This window comes from Snodgrassella sp. B3882, from assembly GCF_026535915.1.
GTDB lineage: Bacteria > Pseudomonadota > Gammaproteobacteria > Burkholderiales > Neisseriaceae > Snodgrassella.
Map to the genome: position 1 here is coordinate 12,939 of NZ_JAFNPF010000002.1, position 18,101 is coordinate 31,039.

The 18,101-nt window shown below is 39.6% G+C and carries 15 protein-coding genes and 1 pseudogene; 10 read left to right on the forward strand and 6 right to left on the reverse strand.

From position 1 onward, the window contains the following. Positions 1-12: 12 nt before the first annotated feature. The 3 genes and pseudogenes from J3U68_RS08890 to J3U68_RS08900 form a co-directional block, all read left to right on the forward strand. Positions 13-183, forward strand: a pseudogene (locus J3U68_RS08890) (RHS repeat-associated core domain-containing protein); the annotation flags it as partial. A gap of 233 nt (positions 184-416) precedes the next feature. Then, complete coding sequence (locus J3U68_RS08895) at positions 417-767, forward strand: hypothetical protein (protein WP_267376267.1); 351 nt, start codon at positions 417-419, stop codon at positions 765-767. A 188-nt stretch (positions 768-955) separates the two neighbouring features. Next, positions 956-1,195: a hypothetical protein gene (locus J3U68_RS08900; protein WP_267376268.1), complete on the forward strand. Its 240-nt coding sequence runs from the start codon at positions 956-958 to the stop codon at positions 1,193-1,195. 1,155 nt (positions 1,196-2,350) lie between these two features. Here the strand turns inward: J3U68_RS08900 and metE are convergent. After that, positions 2,351-4,624: a 5-methyltetrahydropteroyltriglutamate--homocysteine S-methyltransferase gene (metE, locus tag J3U68_RS08905; protein WP_267376269.1), complete on the reverse strand. Its 2,274-nt coding sequence runs from the start codon at positions 4,622-4,624 to the stop codon at positions 2,351-2,353. A gap of 298 nt (positions 4,625-4,922) precedes the next feature. On the opposite strand from metE, the gene J3U68_RS08910 reads away from it, so the two are divergent. From J3U68_RS08910 to J3U68_RS08925, 4 genes are all read left to right on the forward strand, one after another. Continuing rightward, the gene (locus J3U68_RS08910) at positions 4,923-5,855 is read left to right on the forward strand and encodes a LysR family transcriptional regulator (RefSeq protein WP_267376270.1); all 933 of its coding nucleotides are present in this window, start codon (positions 4,923-4,925) and stop codon (positions 5,853-5,855) included. A 110-nt stretch (positions 5,856-5,965) separates the two neighbouring features. After that, a complete protein-coding gene (locus J3U68_RS08915; protein WP_267376271.1) occupies positions 5,966-6,679 on the forward strand; it encodes a 2-keto-4-pentenoate hydratase in 714 nt (237 codons plus the stop codon). Between the two features lie 143 nt (positions 6,680-6,822). Further along, on the forward strand, positions 6,823-9,042 hold the full coding sequence (locus J3U68_RS08920) for a UvrD-helicase domain-containing protein (RefSeq protein WP_267376272.1): 2,220 nt from the start codon (positions 6,823-6,825) through the stop codon (positions 9,040-9,042). 43 nt (positions 9,043-9,085) lie between these two features. Continuing rightward, positions 9,086-9,508 (forward strand): HIT family protein, encoded by a 423-nt coding sequence (locus J3U68_RS08925; RefSeq protein ID WP_267376273.1) that lies wholly within the window; start codon positions 9,086-9,088, stop codon positions 9,506-9,508. A gap of 345 nt (positions 9,509-9,853) precedes the next feature. Here J3U68_RS08925 and dnaJ read toward each other — a convergent pair whose 3' ends face one another. Together dnaJ and J3U68_RS08935 are read right to left on the reverse strand one after the other, a co-directional pair. Further along, on the reverse strand, positions 9,854-10,960 hold the full coding sequence (dnaJ, locus tag J3U68_RS08930) for a molecular chaperone DnaJ (RefSeq protein WP_267376274.1): 1,107 nt from the start codon (positions 10,958-10,960) through the stop codon (positions 9,854-9,856). 207 nt (positions 10,961-11,167) lie between these two features. After that, positions 11,168-13,048, reverse strand: coding sequence for a ribonuclease catalytic domain-containing protein (locus J3U68_RS08935; protein ID WP_267376275.1), 1,881 nt, complete (start codon positions 13,046-13,048; stop codon positions 11,168-11,170). A gap of 890 nt (positions 13,049-13,938) precedes the next feature. On the opposite strand from J3U68_RS08935, the gene J3U68_RS08940 reads away from it, so the two are divergent. After that, entirely contained in the window at positions 13,939-14,166 is a 228-nt protein-coding gene (locus J3U68_RS08940) for an exodeoxyribonuclease VII small subunit (protein ID WP_267376276.1), read from the forward strand. Next, positions 14,150-15,046: a polyprenyl synthetase family protein gene (locus J3U68_RS08945; protein ID WP_267376277.1), complete on the forward strand. Its 897-nt coding sequence runs from the start codon at positions 14,150-14,152 to the stop codon at positions 15,044-15,046. The genes J3U68_RS08940 and J3U68_RS08945 overlap by 17 nt, the downstream gene beginning before the upstream one ends. An 826-nt stretch (positions 15,047-15,872) precedes the next feature. On the opposite strand, the gene J3U68_RS08950 is transcribed toward J3U68_RS08945, so the two are convergent. Further along, positions 15,873-16,442: an L-threonylcarbamoyladenylate synthase gene (locus J3U68_RS08950; protein ID WP_267376278.1), complete on the reverse strand. Its 570-nt coding sequence runs from the start codon at positions 16,440-16,442 to the stop codon at positions 15,873-15,875. Between the two features lie 87 nt (positions 16,443-16,529). Here J3U68_RS08950 and J3U68_RS08955 point away from each other — a divergent pair, with 87 nt between their 5' ends. Beyond that, a complete protein-coding gene (locus tag J3U68_RS08955; protein ID WP_267376279.1) occupies positions 16,530-17,303 on the forward strand; it encodes a HesA/MoeB/ThiF family protein in 774 nt (257 codons plus the stop codon). Positions 17,304-17,322: 19 nt separating this feature from the next. Here J3U68_RS08955 and J3U68_RS08960 read toward each other — a convergent pair whose 3' ends face one another. Next, a complete protein-coding gene (locus tag J3U68_RS08960) occupies positions 17,323-17,529 on the reverse strand; it encodes a hypothetical protein (RefSeq protein WP_267376280.1) in 207 nt (68 codons plus the stop codon). Positions 17,530-17,863: 334 nt separating this feature from the next. Beyond that, entirely contained in the window at positions 17,864-17,998 is a 135-nt protein-coding gene (locus J3U68_RS08965; protein ID WP_267376281.1) for a hypothetical protein, read from the reverse strand. Positions 17,999-18,101 lie beyond the last annotated feature (103 nt).

Here is an 18,101-nt window from a genome sequence, read left to right on the forward strand (position 1 = left end):
CGGGCTTATTACAATCGTTTCAGATATTACGACAGTAATACGGGAACTTATATAAGCCAAGACCCGATAGGGTTAGCAGGTAATAACCCGAATTTTTATGCATATACGTTTGATTCTAATTCGGAAGTTGATCCGTTTGGGTTGATGGCAGGAGGAGATAGACTATTTAGCTCTTATTTTTAGAATACGGTCAAAGATTCTATTATACCTACTAAGGGTAGTGTAAAATAACAAAAATTTATGAAGTTATTAAAAAGATTGATCTTCCTGATATTAAAAAGGGGATTTATTTCATTTAGATACATTCCATAAAACAGGTGTGGAAATAGAGCTATATGATAGCTTAGGTTAGCATAAGGGAGCATTATCTAGAGAAACTGGAGAGAAAATTAAATCTTCTGTAAAAGGCAGAAAATGTGAATGATATAATGGTTGAAAATTTAAAAAAATATTTACTAGATGAAATAGAGGGCGAAAAGAAAAGCACTTTTATTTATAAATTAGACAAAGAAAATTATTTTGATGAAAAAAGACTGAATATTTTATTGAAAAAAACAGATTTTTTTTTAAAAAATAATTCAATAAATGATCCTGAATATATAGATATTTTAAAAGGATTATTTAATGTTTTTTTGCACACTATATTTTTATTTTATTGTAATAATTCTCCAGATGATTATTATAAAATAGTCAATTATGATGAATGTTTAAATTCTGAAAAAATAACTAATATATACTTAAGAATAAAAGATGTGATATTTGCATAAACTAAAATAACCTTTAAAATCAAGTATAATGCTTTGGATAATTATGGATTAAAAGCGGTTCAAGATGGAGATACACATGTAAGTATCATTACTAAGGAAGGAATAGAACCTAATGAATATGGCGAAAGATTAGGTAAAACTAAAGATAAATGGAAAAAAGTATCATGTAATTAGAAGAATAATTTTTTATGGAATATAAAAAAGAAATTGAAAAAGCAATAAACGCTAATAATCCAATAGAATCTCTTAAAGAGTTTGTTTTATTACTAAATAGAAAAGGATTATCCAAAAATGAAATTTATAACGAATTAAACCTGTATTTTTTATATTGTCAAGAACATAATAAAGATGAAGAGGAAAATATATTAGGGGATGTATTAGATATGATAACAGGTTGGTATTTAGGTAAAAATTTAGATTTACAATAAATTTTGGTAAAATATGAGATTAGTTATTTTTATTGTAAGTAATTGGGAAATATTAAAATAATATAAATAAACAAGCCAGAGCAGATTGTCAAAGTCTAGCGGAAAAATGGTAGAGCGCAAGCCCTTTACCTTCCGTTTCCGCTAAAAGAGCCGTTTGCGCAATATTACAAATCGAGTTAAGCGTGAAGCCTAAATTCTTATAATCAGGGATGAATTTAAGATAGGGTAAAGTGATTAAGATTTTTTATAAAATTTCTATTACGATCCACAAAAATCCGATCAAATATATGGTGCATCGGATAAGATATTAAAAAGTAAAATTGAAATTATATTTATGATAAACAGGGAAGTCTTATTTTAAAAACGTCGCGAAATTTATAGAATTCTGCCAATCAGCTTAATAATTCTCCTTCTTTAATTGAAAATATCAATTTTAAGAACAATTTTTGGATTGAAGAAAATACATTTGACCGTAAGGTCGAAATACGGAGATATTCAAAATCTGAACTTAAACAATACGATCAAATAAGAAAAAAAAGAACGCTTGAAAATTCTGCCCCTCCACAATGGCAGCAAGGTGACTAGGAATACCAATGGCAGGGCAATGGAATGTTACAGAGGTACGCAATCCTCAGAAAATACGGATCCATTTTGAATACGACGCATTAGGTAGAAGAACAGCGAAAATTGTAAATACAAAGATTTATCGTTATGTTTGGGATGGTATGCATTAATGCATGAATGGTTTTATGAGGGTGAGCGACGTCCAAGGGTTGTATCTGACGAGCTGGGAATGCTTATTTTAGTCAAACTAGAACTGGTTATGACGAAAGCTAGTTCTCCGCATATGATAATATGATAAAAAAAGATTTGATGCTATTGAGAAGTTCGATGCCAGCGATAAAATTAAGAGAATGCAGGTGATGTAATGGAAAATTTAGGTGACGATATGACTAAATAAACGAATTATAATGTCATCAAATATGAAGTAATATATTATCAATATTTCATATGAAACAAACGGTTAAATTATATGAAGTGATAGTTCGACAGATAATTAAGAGGGTTGAAAAGGGCAATTTTTCCTATTTTTGTTGTCGAGAAGAGATAAAAAAACCGCCCTGAATCAGGGCGATTTGATCGGCTAGTTTTAGATTAAGCGTTCAGTTCAGCACGCAATTTTTTGGTTACTTTCACCATCTCTTCTAAAGCAGCATGGGTTTCTGCCCAGCCTCGGGTTTTTAATCCACAATCTGGATTTACCCATAAGCGACGCTGGTTGATTACGTTTAATGCCTTGCGCAATAGATGTTCAACTTCTGCTTCGGTCGGAACGCGCGGGCTGTGAATGTCATAAACACCAGGACCAATATCGTTTGGATATTTAAATTTAACAAATGCATCCAATAATTCCATATCGGAACGAGAGGTTTCAATGGTGATTACGTCGGCATCCATGCTGGCTATGGCCGGTAGTATATCGTTGAACTCTGAATAACACATATGGGTATGAATCTGGGTGCTGTCATCGGCATCGGTGGAGGTCAACCGGAAAGACTCACATGCCCAGGCAAGATATTCATCCCATTGTGCGCGTTTTAATGGCAAAGCTTCACGTATTGCCGGTTCATCAATTTGGATAACCCGAATACCGGCTTTTTCCAGATCAAGTACTTCATCATTTAGTGCTAAGGCAATTTGTTTACATACTAAGCTTAGGGGTACATCATTGCGCACAAAACTCCATTTCATCATGGTTACCGGACCGGTAAGCATGCCTTTCATGGGTCGTTTGGTTAATGACTGAGCATATGCCGACCAGGCTACTGTCATTGCTTGAGGACGGGACACATCACCGTAAATAATGGGTGGTTTCACACAGCGGGAACCGTAGCTTTGTACCCATCCATATTGGGTAAAGCAATAACCATTGAGTTGTTCTCCAAAATATTCCACCATATCATTGCGTTCGGCTTCACCATGCACCAGTACATCAATATCAAGTTGTTCTTGTTGTGCTACACAATAGGCTATGTTTTTCTTCATCGCTGCTTCATAATCTGCAGCACTTAATTCCCCTTTTTTAAAAGCTGCACGTGCCTGTCGTATTTCCTGTGTCTGCGGGAACGAACCGATGGTGGTTGTGGGTAGTAACGGTAATTTCATCCATGCCTGTTGTTTTTCTATACGCTGGGCAAAGGGGCTGTGACGTTGATCAGCATGGGCGCGCAATTGTTCAATACGGGTCGCGACTTTTTCATTGTGAATCAGATGACTGGTTCTGCGGCCAGCAGCAGCAATATCTGATGCGGCTAAGGCTTTTTCCACTGTATCTTTACCATGTGCCAGAGCTTGTTTGATGATGCCCAATTCCTGCAATTTCTGCGCAGCAAAAGCCAACCAATTTTTGATTTCTGGATTGAGATTTTCTTCAATATCTAAGTCTTGTGGGCTATGCAATAATGAACAGCTTGGTGCGATCCACAGGTTATTGCCTAATTGGGTGGCCACTGGTGCCAGCAGTTCAATGATTTCTCGTAAATTGGCGCGCCAGACATTTCGTCCTTCAATCACGCCCACGGATAATACTTTATTTTGTGGCCAGACATTGGCAAATTCGGCCAGCTGTTCTGGAGCGCGTACACAATCGATATGGACACCATTAACCGGTAATGCTTTTAACAGATCAAGGTATTCGGCCACGCTGGCAAAGTAGGTGCCGATGATGATACGGGTGCCGGTAATGGCTAGCTCTTGATAAGTGGGAGCAAATGCATCAACCCATTCTTGATCAATGTCTACCGCCAGAATCGGCTCATCTATCTGGATCCAATCTACGCCAGCATTAGCCAGTTCTCGTAATAATTTTTGATACTCAGGTAACAGGCGCGGCAAAAGTTCCAGACGGTTATGACCTGCATCTTTTTCTTTACCTAGCCATAACAGGCTAATTGGACCTAGCAGGGTGGGTTTAATATCATGTCCAGTGGCTTTGGCTTCGTTAATCTGCGCGATGAGATTAGCCGCATGCGCTTTGAATTGGGTATCTCGATGCCATTCTGGAACAATATAGTGGTAGTTGGTATCAAACCATTTGGTCATTTCCATAGCCACTTGATTCTCATTACCGCGAGCCAGTTGGAAGTATTGATTTAAGCTTAAATCAGCAGGATCGAAACCAAATCGTGCCGGAATGGCTCCCAGAGCACATACCGTATCCAATACATGGTCGTAAAAAGAAAAATCACCAACCGGCAACAGATCCGCTCCTGCTGATATTTGAGTGGCCCAGTTTTGCTGTCGTATATCAGCCGCCACCTGACGTAATTCGCTTTCGCTTTTATTGCCTTTCCAGAACGCTTCTACGGCAAATTTAAGTTCGCGTTTGGCCCCAACTCGTGGATATCCTGCTAGATGGAAGGTATTCATCTCTATTGTTCCTGTTATGAATGATTAATTTTCACTATTGCTTAGTGTGCGACAGTTATGGTGTGGCGACAAGCGATAAATTTTGTAGTAGTGTATGAATTTTTTTAATATAGAATTTTGGCTGTTGTAGGTTAGAAATGGAAATGATGTTATTTATAATTTGAATTTATATTTTTATTTTCAGTTTTATATCTGTATAGCAACTGAAATAATAAAAATATTTAGCACAGCCAAAATTTGGTTGTATGAATGATTTAACTTATGACTGTTGTCAGTATTTTATAAGGGGGAATAAGCTATGGAGTCGATTGTTGAGTTGCGTCATTTACGCACATTACTGGCTTTAGAGGAAACAGGCAGTGTATCGATGGCGGCTAAACGGGTTTTTTTGACGCAATCGGCTTTGTCACATCAAATACGGGTACTGGAGCAATATTTTGGGACGCCGTTGTTTGAACGAAAATCCAATCCGATCCTCTTCACGCCGGTTGGTGAGCGACTTTTGCAACTGGCTAAGGATATTTCGCCACTGGTTACGGTGGCTGAATTAGATGTAACACAATTAATTGAAGGTGAAGCTGGTGAATTGCGGGTAGCGGTAGAGTGTCATACCTGCTTTGACTGGCTGATGCCGGCTATGGATAAGTTCCGTCCTTTATGGCCGAAGGTGGAATTAGATATTGTCTCAGGATTTCAGGCTGATCCGGTAGGTCTATTGCTGACGCATCGAGCTGATCTGGCCATTGTTTCGGAATATGCGCCCCAGAGCGGAATTGTTTTTCAACCGCTTTTTGCTTATGAAATGGTAGGCATTTGCGCTAAAGATCATCCTTTAGCCGATAAAAGTATTTGGCAGGCTGAAGATTTCCGTGACGAAACGCTGATCAGCTATCCGGTACCAGACGATATGTTGGATTTATTGCGCAAAGTGCTGATACCTGCTGGCATTCATCCTGCTCGACGCAACAGTGAATTAACGATTGCCATTATCCAACTGGTTGCCAGCCGACGCGGGGTGGCTGCTTTACCTTACTGGACAGTTATGCCTTATTTGGAAAAGGGATATGTTGTTGCCCGCCAAATTGGTTCAGTGCCGTTACAAAGTGAATTGTATGCCGCTATGCGCGAAAATGATAAAGATAAGAGCTATCTGGAAAATTTTTGTCAAATTGTGCGAGAAAACAGCTTTTCTGATTTACCTGGCTTAAGCCCTCTTAGTACACCAAGCTGATATTATTTAATTAATAATATCAATTTGATGAATAGAAAGAGAGCCAGATGGATTGTCCCGAATTAGTAAACGCACTGCTATATGCTTATTATCACCAGGAACCTTTAGCAATGCTCGATTATGCTGATAAAGTTCGGGATTTGGAAAAGGCCTATCAGATTCAACATGCCTTTACAGCAGGAAAAGCCTCTCCTTTAGGCGGATATAAAGTATCACTGACTAATTCTCTTACTCAAAAGCTGTTTAATGTGGATGAGCCCATTTACGGACAGCACGAGCTCAGTCATCTTCTGCCGCAACCAGCTGAATTGTCATTGGCAAAAATGAACCAACCGTTGATTGAGATGGAGCTGGGCTTTATTGCCAAAACTGACTTGTATGTGGGCATGACTGATGCTGAGCTTTTAAAAAATGTTTTGGTCACCGGCTGTCTTGAAATTCCTGATTCGCGCTTTTCTCATTGGTTTCCCGCTTTGAATAAATATTTGATTGTTGCTGACGGAACCATAGGTGGCTATGTGGTCTATGGTGAATGTGTCGATGGAGAGGATTTAAGCGTAGATGAGCTGAATAATATTGAAGCAGAACTGATTTTGAATGGGCAAACTATTGTTACCGGCAATGCGCGCGCCGTACTGGATAATCCATTGCATGCTTTACAATGGTTATTGCAAAAGTTAGATCAACATGGTTTAGTTTTGCATGCAGGTGAACTGGTTTCTTCTGGAGCGTTTTTTCTAACTCATAAACTCATTGAAGGTCAATATAGTGCTCATTTTTCCGGAGCGCTGAACCAAAGTTTATATCTGACGGTTTTACCCTGATAAATTTTTATCTGTTCTGTCTTTCACCATTCCAATACGCTTACAACGCTTTAAAGTTTTCATTGCATTATTGTATGGAAAGTTCGAACAGATAATCGGCAACAGCTCAGGTATTTTTTAGCTTAATCAGCTACAATAGCCCTATGGAAAATTTATCATCTACCGATCTGTTGACCGGGCTTAATCATGAACAATTAGCAGCGGTGACTTGGCCACCGCAACCTGCACTGGTACTGGCCGGCGCGGGAAGTGGTAAAACCCGAGTTCTGACTACGCGCATTGCCTGGTTGTTGCAAACTGGGCAGGCGAGTATCCACAGTATATTGGCGGTTACGTTTACCAATAAAGCTGCCCGAGAAATGCAATTACGTCTGAGTACCTTGTTGCCTTTTTCGATTCGTGGCATGTGGTTAGGCACTTTCCACGGCTTATGTCATCGGTTTTTACGTCTACATTATCAGCAAGCTGAGTTGCCCAGAGCATTTCAGATTTTGGACAGTGCAGACCAATTAGGGGTAATCAAGCGCTTGCTCAAGCAGTTGAATATTGCCGAAGAAGTCATTGCTCCGCGTAGTTTACAGGGTTTTATCAATGCCCAAAAAGAAGCAGGTTTACGAGCATCAAGTCTACAGGCCAGTGATCCACATGAACATCGTATGATCGAATGCTATGCCAGTTACGACCAGCTATGCAGACAGGAAGGTATTGTGGATTTTGCCGAACTGATGCTTCGCAGTTATGAAGTGCTGCAAACCGATGCTGTGTTGCGGACGCATTATCAAAATCGCTTTAACCATATTCTGATTGATGAATTTCAGGATACCAATAAGTTGCAATATCAATGGTTAAAATTATTAGCCGGTGAGCACGCGGCTATTTTTGCTGTTGGTGATGATGACCAAAGTATTTACCGCTTTCGTGGCGCAGAAGTTGAAAATATGTCACGTTTTATGCGCGAATATCAAGTGACTGAGCCCATCAAACTAGAGCAAAATTATCGTTCTGTAGGTAACATCCTGATTGCCGCCAATGCAGTTATCGCCAACAATGCCACCCGTCTGGGTAAGAATCTGCGTACCGAGGCTGGAACCGGAGAAAAAATTCGTGCCTTTAGAGCCATTAATGACGTTGAAGAAGCACAATTTGTGGTGGATGAAGTCAAAGCGTTACACCGCGATGGTTTAAATTATATTCAAATGGCTGTTTTATACCGCAGCAATGCTCAATCGCGGGTACTAGAGCAAGCGTTATTTCGTGCCGGTCTGCCATATAAAATCTATGGCGGTTTGCGCTTCTATGAACGGCAGGAAATTAAACATGCTTTGGCTTACCTGCGTCTAGCTGTGAACCCTGAAGATGACAATGCATTATTGCGGGTCATTAATGTTCCGGCTCGCGGTATCGGATCGCGTACAATTGAAAATATTCAGGCCACTGCTGCTGAGGATAACAGCTCTCTATGGCACGCGGCGAAAAAGCTGGCGTTAAAACAGCAAAAAATAGGGTTTTTTGTCCAGCTGATTGAACAATTACAGTCACAAGCCTTGCATGTCTCATTACCTGAACTGATGGCATCGGTTGTTTATGATACTGGATTGATAGAGCACTATCGATCGCAGAAAGGTGAGCAACAGGAGCGCATTAACAATCTGGAAGAGTTGATCAATGCAGCCATCGCGTTTAAACCAGAAGATTTTTCGTATGAATCTCCCGATGATAATCCGACAGACAATCCTTTATCGGCTGCTTTAGCCTTTTTAAGCTCTGCCTCACTGGAGGCAGGTGAACATCAGGCTGGTGAGGGCGAAGAAGCATTACAACTAATGACGGTACATGCGGCCAAAGGGCTTGAATTTGATGCGGTGTTTTTAACTGGATTGGAAGAAGGATTATTTCCGAGCGAATTTAGTCTGGCGGAACGAAACGGGCTTGAAGAAGAAAGACGCTTAATGTATGTGGCTATTACTCGAGCTCGTCAGCGCCTGTATCTGAGTATGGCAGAACAACGACTTTTGCACGGCAAAACACATTTTGCTTTGTCTTCCCGATTTGTGGATGAAATTCCGCAAGAAGTCATACAACATCTGTCTGCTCATTCTTCTAGTTTGGTTAGTAGACAACAATCTACTGTGCGTACCAACCCATTTCACAGCCGCAGTAAACTGGCTGAAACACCAGCAACAGAAGATTTTGATGGTTTTCAACTTGGGCAGAATGTTCACCATGAGCGTTTCGGTACAGGTGTGATCATTGATGCCAGCCATAAAGCCGAAGGTGCTAATTTAACCATCAATTTTGGTAAACAGGGAATTAAGGAGTTAAACACTTTGTTTGCTAAGAATAAGTTGACCATTTTAGCGTAATCGTACTTATTGAATGCGCTATAAAAGCTAAAAAGGAAAAAACATGCAGCAATATGATCAGAATAATATCTTTGCCAAAATCCTGCGCGGTGAAATTTCCTGTCATAAAGTATACGAAGATGATCATACTTTGGCATTTATGGATGTGATGCCTCAGGCTCGAGGTCATGTATTGGTTATTCCAAAATATGAAGCTGTTGAACTGTCTGATATGAATGCCGAATACATTAAGGCTGTCTTCAGTACCGCTCAGAAGGTCATCAAAGCTCAACGCAAAGTTTTACAGCGCGAAGGCATTGTACAACTTCAATTGTCAGGAGAAGAAGCGGGGCAGTCAGTGTTCCATTACCATATCCATCTTATTCCTGCTAATGTGCATGACATGGGTAAACATGAAGGTAAGCAAGCTAATCAGTCAGAATTGAGCACATTGGCTGCTCAACTCAGAGCAGAATTAGGGCAATAAATTAAGAGTTAATACCAAAATATCCACAATCTTATCCACAGAAAGTCAATTCTGCGCACGAGCGTTTGGTTAATTAAACGCTTTATTTACAATATTTTATATAGAATACGCTTTTTATTAAATCTTAACTTTGTAAATTTATCCACAAGATAAAGCATACTTAATCAGATTGATATTGGTAAACCGAATGTCATAGTAGGATTGATCCGATGACCATCCATTCTGACTGTGTTGATGATCAAATTCTCAATATTTTTTGAATTGATTTTTTTGTCGTTTTAATCATAAAACCCACTGATTTTCATGGATCAGTGGGTTTTTAGCGAAATAAGTATCTAATACAAATCAATCAAACAAATCACGCAGTTTATCCATAAATGATTTTTGCCGTGGCGTTTGTGACCGATCTAATCCAGTAGAAATTTTTTCAAATTCTTCCAGTAGTTCGCGCTGACGTTCTGTCAGATTAACCGGTGTTTCAACCACAATATGACAGTACAGATCACCCACCGCTGATGTTCGTATCGATTTAATTCCTTTACCGCGCACTCGCATCCGTCTGCCGGTTTGCGTTTCTTTCGGAATATTCAGTTTAACCTTACCATCCAAGGTAGGAACTTCGACCTCACCACCCAACGCGGCAATAGTAAAACTAATGGGTAATTCACAATGCAAATCCATGCCATCGCGTTCGAAAACTTGATGAGGACGCACTTTAACCATCACATACAAGTCACCAGAAGCAGCACCATGTTTTCCCGGTTCACCTTCTCCACTTAAGCGGATACGCTGACCATCATCAATACCAGCCGGAATCGATACTTCCACGGTTTTACGGGTTTTAACCAGCCCGTCACCATGACACTTCACACACGGGTCTTTAATTTGCTTACCGCTACCCTGACAGGTTGGACAAGTTTGCTGAATCTGGAAAATCGCTTGCCGTACTTGTACTACACCACTGCCTCCGCACATACTACAAGTAACCGGTGAAGTACCGGCCTTGGCTCCACTACCATGACAGACATCACATTCTTCATGCGTCGGAATAGTGATTTTTTTCTTAATTCCGCGTGCAGCTTCTTCCAGAGTGATTTCAATATGATACTGAAGATCAGCACCTTTGTGATTTTGCTGTTGACGAGCGCCACCACCACCAAACATTTGGCTGAATATATCACCAAAATCAAAACTGCCGGAAAAGCCGCCTCCATCCCCCATATTGCCGCTAAATCCTGCATGACCAAATTGATCATAGGTAGAGCGTTTTTGTGGATCAGAGAGGACTTCATAAGCGCGCTGTACTTCTTTAAATTTTTCTTCCGCACTTTTATCGCCTTGGTTGCGGTCAGGATGGTATTTCATCGCCAACTTACGATAAGCTTTTTTGATTTCCTCATCCCCTGCAGTACGGCTTATACCCAATACTTCATAAAAATCTACTTCAGTCATAATTTTATTCCAAACGTTTTCAGGCAACTGCTCTCTAGCAAAAGATTGCCTGAAAAGCAAAACCGGATAATAGAAATGCAACCCATATATGGGCTGCATCTGTAAATACAAGACCTTAATTAAAAGTAATTATATTTTCGTCTTGTTGATGAGCAAAGCGGAAATGTGCAAATACTTTAAAATGCTGACAAACACGACATTAATCTTTTACGTCTTCTCATTGGTCAGTGGCATCAGTGCATTTACATAATTTAGACTGATACTGATCTGTACCAGATCAATGCCTGTAATGGCAATTTTCATCCGGCTTTTTGGCATCGCATCGACCGGCACACCATTGACGCGCCCCATTAAAGGTAATCCTTCGATGCGCACCAGATCATCACGAATCAACTGCCCTGTCAGTTCCTGTATACCTTCTTGCTGAATATAAATCAGGCTCCAGTAAGCTTCCATCTGGCGTTGAAACTCACTATACGCATTATAAGTTAACTCAAAATCTCGTAAGACAGCGAACAACATACTATCCTGCGGCGCAAAACGGGGCTCAGTATCTGGTTCAAGCAAACTGATTAATTGCTTTTGGTTAACGTAATCTGCACCGCGTCGCAACGGCGAAGAAAACCAAGCATAATGTTGCACGCCCAAACCTATATGTGGCTCGGATTGAGTACTCATCCGTACCCGTCCAGTAGGCTGCACCCTGAATAGACCGGCTAATTTAGCATCGTGCAGCATTTCTGCCCAAGTACTATTAGCATAAATCATCAGCTCACTAACCAAAGTATCTATCGGTGCGCCACGCTCACGTACCTTGATCTGGACATGTTCGTTTTCATCAAGTTCAATATTATAATCGTAGACGGGTTGACGATCTGGATCATATTTACCCCGAACTTTCATTCTGGCAATAGCAAAATCGTACATCCAGTTCATTGCATGATGGTGAGGAAAAGCTTCAACAGAACTTCGCGGCTGCTCGGGTAAAAAAGCTTGTTCGATATTCTGAATACGCAAATTATTGACTACATGAATCGCTTCCAGCTTCGTTTCCGTCCGCACGATCTCAAACTGCGGGTTTACTTCTAAATACAGACTGATTGCCGGGCGTAATTTTCCTTCATCCAAACTGAACGCTTTGATCCAGCTTGACGGTAGCATAGTGATTTTGCCACCCGGATAATAAACCGTGCTTTGGTGTTCAAACACACGTTTTTCCAATGGTGATTCAGGCTGGATCGCCAGCGAGGGCACGGCGATATGCAGACCAAGCAACTTATTGCCGTTGGGTAAATCTTGTAAGCTAGTCGCGTCATCTACTTCAGTGGTGTCCAGATCATCTATTGAAAAAGCCTGAACGGATTCATCTGCAATCGGTAAATCTGGAATGACTGGTAAAGGATAATCGTCTTTGTCTAACCCTTTGGGAAACTGAGTTAGTAGAAAACCATCTAAAAAATATTCAGGTAAACTGGGTACAGCCCCCACACTTCGTAGTAAGGCAAAGGGTGAAGTTTTTTTCTGATCCGCCGCTTTGGCCACCGCTTTATAAGTCAGACTTTGTTTGTCAGGTGCATGCAAAATCAGCTTGGCATCCGCTGCAATTTCATCGGGCAAAGTACCGGCTAACAATTGTTCTACCCAAGTATTGATTTGCGCTTCTTGTTGCTTTTTTCGTTCAATGGCTGCCAGAGCCTGTTGAAGAATATCCGCCGGCGCAGCTTTAAAAGCCCCTTTGCCTTTGCGATAAAAATACACCGGCACAGCGTGTAGAGCAATTAAAATAGCTGCCTGCTCAACCTGGCTAAATTGATTACCAAAATATTCAGTCGCTGCTTCTTCTGCAGTAAATTCAGCTTCACTGCCTACAGCTTCCCACAGTAGATCAATATCAATTCCAGCTGCAATTGTGGTTGCATTCTGTAAAAACTGTGCTGCATCCTCATCAAACGACAGGAATACATGATTAGATTTTATTTTTGCCCGTTTACCATGCTGCGTATTCACCAGAAAAGTAGCGCCGTTTTCCTGTACCACCTCCGCCACTTTAAACTGTCCGGATTCTTCATAAAAGATATGTTTACCCATAACGCCTACTTAAACCAATTAAACTACCAATTAACTCACCAAACTGAATGTGAAATTATCTATTTGTTCGATTATAAACGAATGTTCTGCAAATAAAGTTTTCTACTTCAGGCACAGAATTGTTTTTATCACTTATCAATGGTCCGAATAATGCGTGATCAGGCTGACAAAAAAATCCCTGTATCGTGATATAGACAGTAATAAAATCATTGCAAAAAATAATTCTATGTATTTATTTCCGATACATCAATTAACTAAACATCAGCACAGTATACTAATCATTTATACAGCATTATGCTTTAAAAGCAGCATTATAGACAATAAAATTATTTCAAATGGCAACTTTATCATGCCAGAATTGAATTTCAGGAATTAAATAATAAATTGCAATATTGTCTAAAAAGAAAGCATCATTTCAACTTGAATATGTCATTAATATTTTGTCATACAGGAATTTGATGACAATATAATTGCAATAATAGACTTTTTTAAGCAACTAAATTTTACCTTAATTTGTAATTATTAAAATATTATTCTGTTTTTTTAAAATTTATTAGAATAATTGTATTTTCTCTGTCTTATTTAGTATTATTTAAATATTAATCAACTATTTTTTCTATCATAAAAACTTCAAGCCTTTCCTTATAACATGATGTTATTTATTAATTTATATTATGAACTAGTTTATTTAATATTACACTATTAATGTAATCAATGCTTATAAAAAATAATATATTAAACTTTGAAATTAACCATTATTGCCCTTCTTCTTCCATTCTTTCACATCAACATCCTTCAAGACACCGTAGCTCTTAACTGATGCCTACAGATACAGCAACACCCTCCTAGTGAGTGTTACAATATCAAGAAACTTTCTGGAGTTGAAGAGCATGAAAAAATTGAGCCCCAAAAATTATGAAGAAGCATTGCAGCAACTTGAAAAAATTACAGAATCAATGCAAAACAATGATTTACCTTTGGAAGAAGCATTAGCAGCCTATCAACAAGGTCAAGAATTAGTCAAGTACTGCCAACAGAAGCTAGCCGAAGTGGAACAAAAACTTCAAGTTTTTGATCATGGTGAACTAAAGGAGTTAAAACTTGAAGGCGGGGAGTAAATTTGATATCTGGCAGCAACAGGCAAGAGCACAGGCTGAATTAACCCTATCCAGATTACTTCCATCGGAAAACCTGCTTGAGGCTGATCTGATTGCAGCGATGCGTTACAGTGCTCTGGAAGGCGGCAAGCGTTTGCGCCCCATGCTGGTACTTGCCGCGGCTGAACTGGGTAATGCAGACGCTAAAGCCATCGAATATGCCATGGCAGCTGTGGAATGTATCCATATTTACTCATTAGTGCATGATGATATGCCTGAAATGGATAATGATAGTCTGCGCCATGGCAAACCAACTTGTCATATCCGTTACAACCAGGCAACGGCATTACTGGTTGGCGATGCACTGCAAACCATGGCTTTTACTTTGCTGAGTAAGCCCACATTATTGCCACCAGCAAGACAACTACAGATGATCCAAATTCTGGCTACCGCTGCGGGCTGCACCGGCATGGCAGGTGGACAAGCAATTGATTTGGCACATGTCGGCAAATCAATTGATCAGGCCGGACTTGAACACATGCATCAACTTAAAACAGGCGCATTGATTCGTGCGTCAATCGCATTGGGTGGATTGTGTTGCGAAGATGTCAGTGAAACCGCACTGAGCGCACTAGATCAATACGCAATCAATCTTGGGTTGGCTTTTCAGGTAATTGATGATGTATTGGATTATGAACAAGAAACCAGTGTTTTAGGCAAAACTGCCGGCAAAGATGCTCAAGCCAACAAACCAACTTACGTGAGTTTGATGGGTTTGACCAAGGCAAGACAATATGCCGAAACATTAATCCAACAAGCCATAGATGCGTTAAATCAATTTGACCAACGAGCAGATCACTTACGCGCATTAGCACAATATGTTACCGCAAGAAATCATTAATCAATACTGTTGCTAGAACTTGATTTAGCATAAATATAGATAACGATTAATTATGACCTGATTCATGATCAATCGTTATCGGCTAACATAATATTTTCCTTCTGCCATTAACAAGGTTCTGAAGCCGATTTAGACCGTTATTCCACACAAGCGAGACAAAAACTCGGCAAACTCAATATTCTCAACAGTAAAGATCGTGCATTCATGCACTAGTCAGATTATATTTGCTTGTGGATAAATCACTTTAATCCTAAATTAAAAGCGTCTTTTATCAACTTCTTTATTATCAATCATTGATTTAATGTTATTCAGTTTCGATTTCAAACCGCATATCCAACCTAATTTTTCGTCATGCTAATTTATTTTTTCTAATCAAATAGTCTGCTAAAATCGGCCACCTGACGAGCCCAGATAGACTCTTTCGTTAGTACAATACTATTAAACTTAATTGGAAAAAATTTGGCTACAATGGGTACCAAATCATCTTATCCATTTTGCCGAACCCATCAATTTTTGCTAATCAATACAGTCATTGACCACACCCGAGGCAGAGGGCACTCTTGCTGTGTACCGCTCGCAGGATCAAGTTTAGATGATTACATGCAACAAGATACGGGTTTGTGCTTGACTTTATCCGTGGCATATAGCATTGGAAATGAAACATGTTTGTGGCTTTTTTTATAGATATGATTGTCTCACTCTAAATTATTATTGCAGCCCAGACAGACCATTACATATAAATGGCACTGATTAAAATCTTTCTTAACATCTTTCAAAATTAATTAGCAACGGATTATTCCTGGCCACTGCCAGTGCCATTGGCAACTTAGCGTAATCTGCAACCTGATTTCCAATCAATAATTTGACTTGGTTGTTTTCGCCTACCAGTCCGACCACCTAAAATCATAACCTGGCGTCCAAATTGACGACGTACCTCTCGTTCTGTTCGACAGGCTTTTTTTCCGGCACGATTGCTGGAAGTGGAAACCAGCGCGGATTGGGTCACATGGCACAAAAAACGCGCACTGGCTAAAGCAGGAATTCGCACCGCCAGCTTATCTCGTCCTCTTCCGCGTAATATAGGCAATATCCGCTGATGTGCCGGCAACAAAAAAGTGATTGGCGCAGGCCATTGACGCTTAATCGCAGCCTCCTCATCCGCAGCCATAGGCTGTAATAATGGTTTTAATTGGGCAAAATTGGCTGCGATAACAATCAACCCCTTGTGTTGTGGACGCTTTTTTAAAGCTATTAAACGTCTTACCGCCAAGGCATTTTGGGGCAAACAGCCTAAACCATAACTACTCTCCGTCGGATACGCAATCAACCCGCCACGATGTAAATGTGCGCGCAGACGATATAAAAAGCGACCACTGGGATGACTAGGATGGGACATGAATAATGCTAACAATCAAAATTAAAGCACTATAATAGCATTCGTTCTGTACATATTACTGCTTTCTTTGTCAGGAAAAGGCAATTAATGATTACCGATGAACAACTTTTACGCTACAGCCGCCATATTCTGCTCGACGAGATAGACATAGCTGGACAAGAGTCGATCTTAAATGGACGAATATTGGTTATTGGTGCTGGTGGATTGGCACATCCTGCCCTCACTTACTTAATATCCAGCGGGGTACAGCAACTGACCATTATCGACGATGACCAGATCGAACTTAGCAACTTAGCCAGACAATTTTGGTTCAATAAGCATGATATCGGTCGCAAGAAAGTTTCTATATTGAGTCAACGTCTACAAAACCTGAATCCTGCTGCCCAAATACAACCCATTGTGGCCAAAGCCGACCTGACTTTATTACAGCAACAGGTACCATGGGCAGATGTCGTATTGGACTGTACGGATAACTATGCCTCACGCAGCTTAATTAACCAAGTGTGTTTCCAACATCGCAAAGTCTTGGTTTCCGCTTCAGCATTAATCTTTTCCGGACAACTCGCCGTATTTGATTTTCGCCAAGGGCAGGGTCCATGCTATCAATGTCTGTTTAACGGAAAAGTCTCTGATCAGGATGCGAGCTGCGCCAAAAATGGTGTTTACTCACCATTACTGGGCATCATGGGATCAGCACAGGCCAATGAAGCCTTGCAAATATTAGCCGGTATTCATGATCAACAGGGGTACCTGCATTGTTTTGATGCTCGCCACTTCCAGTGGCAAAAATTTCAACTGAATGCCAATCCCAGCTGTTTAGTATGCAGCAAAACAGCTTTATCCACAGAAAAATGTGAATAAGGCTGTGGATAAATAATGTTTATTTCTCAAAATCTGATAATTTATGATCTTGTCCGGCTTTCCAACCGGCAAAAGTGATAATCAGTGCGGCAATAACCAACAACCATAAAGAAGGCCCCCACGAATTGAGCATATCATGCAACGCACCCATCAATACCGAACCAATCGCTGCGAGTAAATATCCACAAGTCTGAGCCATACCAGATAACAACTCACCTTCAGTCATAAAAAAATAATTTGATTGAGTCTAATTTATTTTTTACTCATCTTTTTTATTATCAAAATCATGAGTTATTTTATCCATTAATTCTTTTTCATTTGCTGAGCAACTTAATGTATTCCCATATGGATCATTATAAAGTTTAAATGCTTTGTTATTTATACTTAAATAACTTATTCTCATATCGGGGCCATCTAATTGTTTCTCTATTTTTTACATTATATTGGTTCTGTATATTGGTTCTGTAAATATTTTAATATCTGATCAAAATCATCATAAGTCTGTAATGTTATTATATCTAAAAATAACTCATTATTCTTTTTTTGCAAGCTTACTTTCCTCATTCTGTATTATTTTCTTTATTATTATCAATACCTAATTTATCATTAACTGATTGTCTTGATCTTTGAGATGATTCAATAATTCCTTTATAAATATCATCTCCTTCTAAACCTCTATTTCTATCTTTCTCCACAATTTCATCCTAAGTCATATTTCTTTCATTAGCATTTAATTCCTCAGCTAATTATTACTGCGTAAATTAAAAACATCATCCACAGAATAATGTGAATAAGGCT

Excerpts from the sequence above, each read along its gene's own strand:
- J3U68_RS08910 (WP_267376270.1), top strand. The coding sequence starts at position 4,923 with ATGGAGTCGATTGTTGAGTTGCGTCATTTACGCACATTACTGGCTTTA.
- J3U68_RS08920 (WP_267376272.1), top strand. The coding sequence starts at position 6,823 with ATGGAAAATTTATCATCTACCGATCTGTTGACCGGGCTTAATCATGAA.
- J3U68_RS08950 (WP_267376278.1), bottom strand. The coding sequence starts at position 16,442 with ATGTCCCATCCTAGTCATCCCAGTGGTCGCTTTTTATATCGTCTGCGC.
- metE (WP_267376269.1), bottom strand. The coding sequence starts at position 4,624 with ATGAATACCTTCCATCTAGCAGGATATCCACGAGTTGGGGCCAAACGC.
- J3U68_RS08940 (WP_267376276.1), top strand. The coding sequence starts at position 13,939 with ATGAAAAAATTGAGCCCCAAAAATTATGAAGAAGCATTGCAGCAACTT.
- dnaJ (WP_267376274.1), bottom strand. The coding sequence starts at position 10,960 with ATGACTGAAGTAGATTTTTATGAAGTATTGGGTATAAGCCGTACTGCA.
- J3U68_RS08925 (WP_267376273.1), top strand. The coding sequence starts at position 9,086 with ATGCAGCAATATGATCAGAATAATATCTTTGCCAAAATCCTGCGCGGT.
- J3U68_RS08955 (WP_267376279.1), top strand. The coding sequence starts at position 16,530 with ATGATTACCGATGAACAACTTTTACGCTACAGCCGCCATATTCTGCTC.
- J3U68_RS08900 (WP_267376268.1), top strand. The coding sequence starts at position 956 with ATGGAATATAAAAAAGAAATTGAAAAAGCAATAAACGCTAATAATCCA.
- J3U68_RS08915 (WP_267376271.1), top strand. The coding sequence starts at position 5,966 with ATGCTCGATTATGCTGATAAAGTTCGGGATTTGGAAAAGGCCTATCAG.
- J3U68_RS08935 (WP_267376275.1), bottom strand. The coding sequence starts at position 13,048 with ATGGGTAAACATATCTTTTATGAAGAATCCGGACAGTTTAAAGTGGCG.
- J3U68_RS08960 (WP_267376280.1), bottom strand. The coding sequence starts at position 17,529 with ATGACTGAAGGTGAGTTGTTATCTGGTATGGCTCAGACTTGTGGATAT.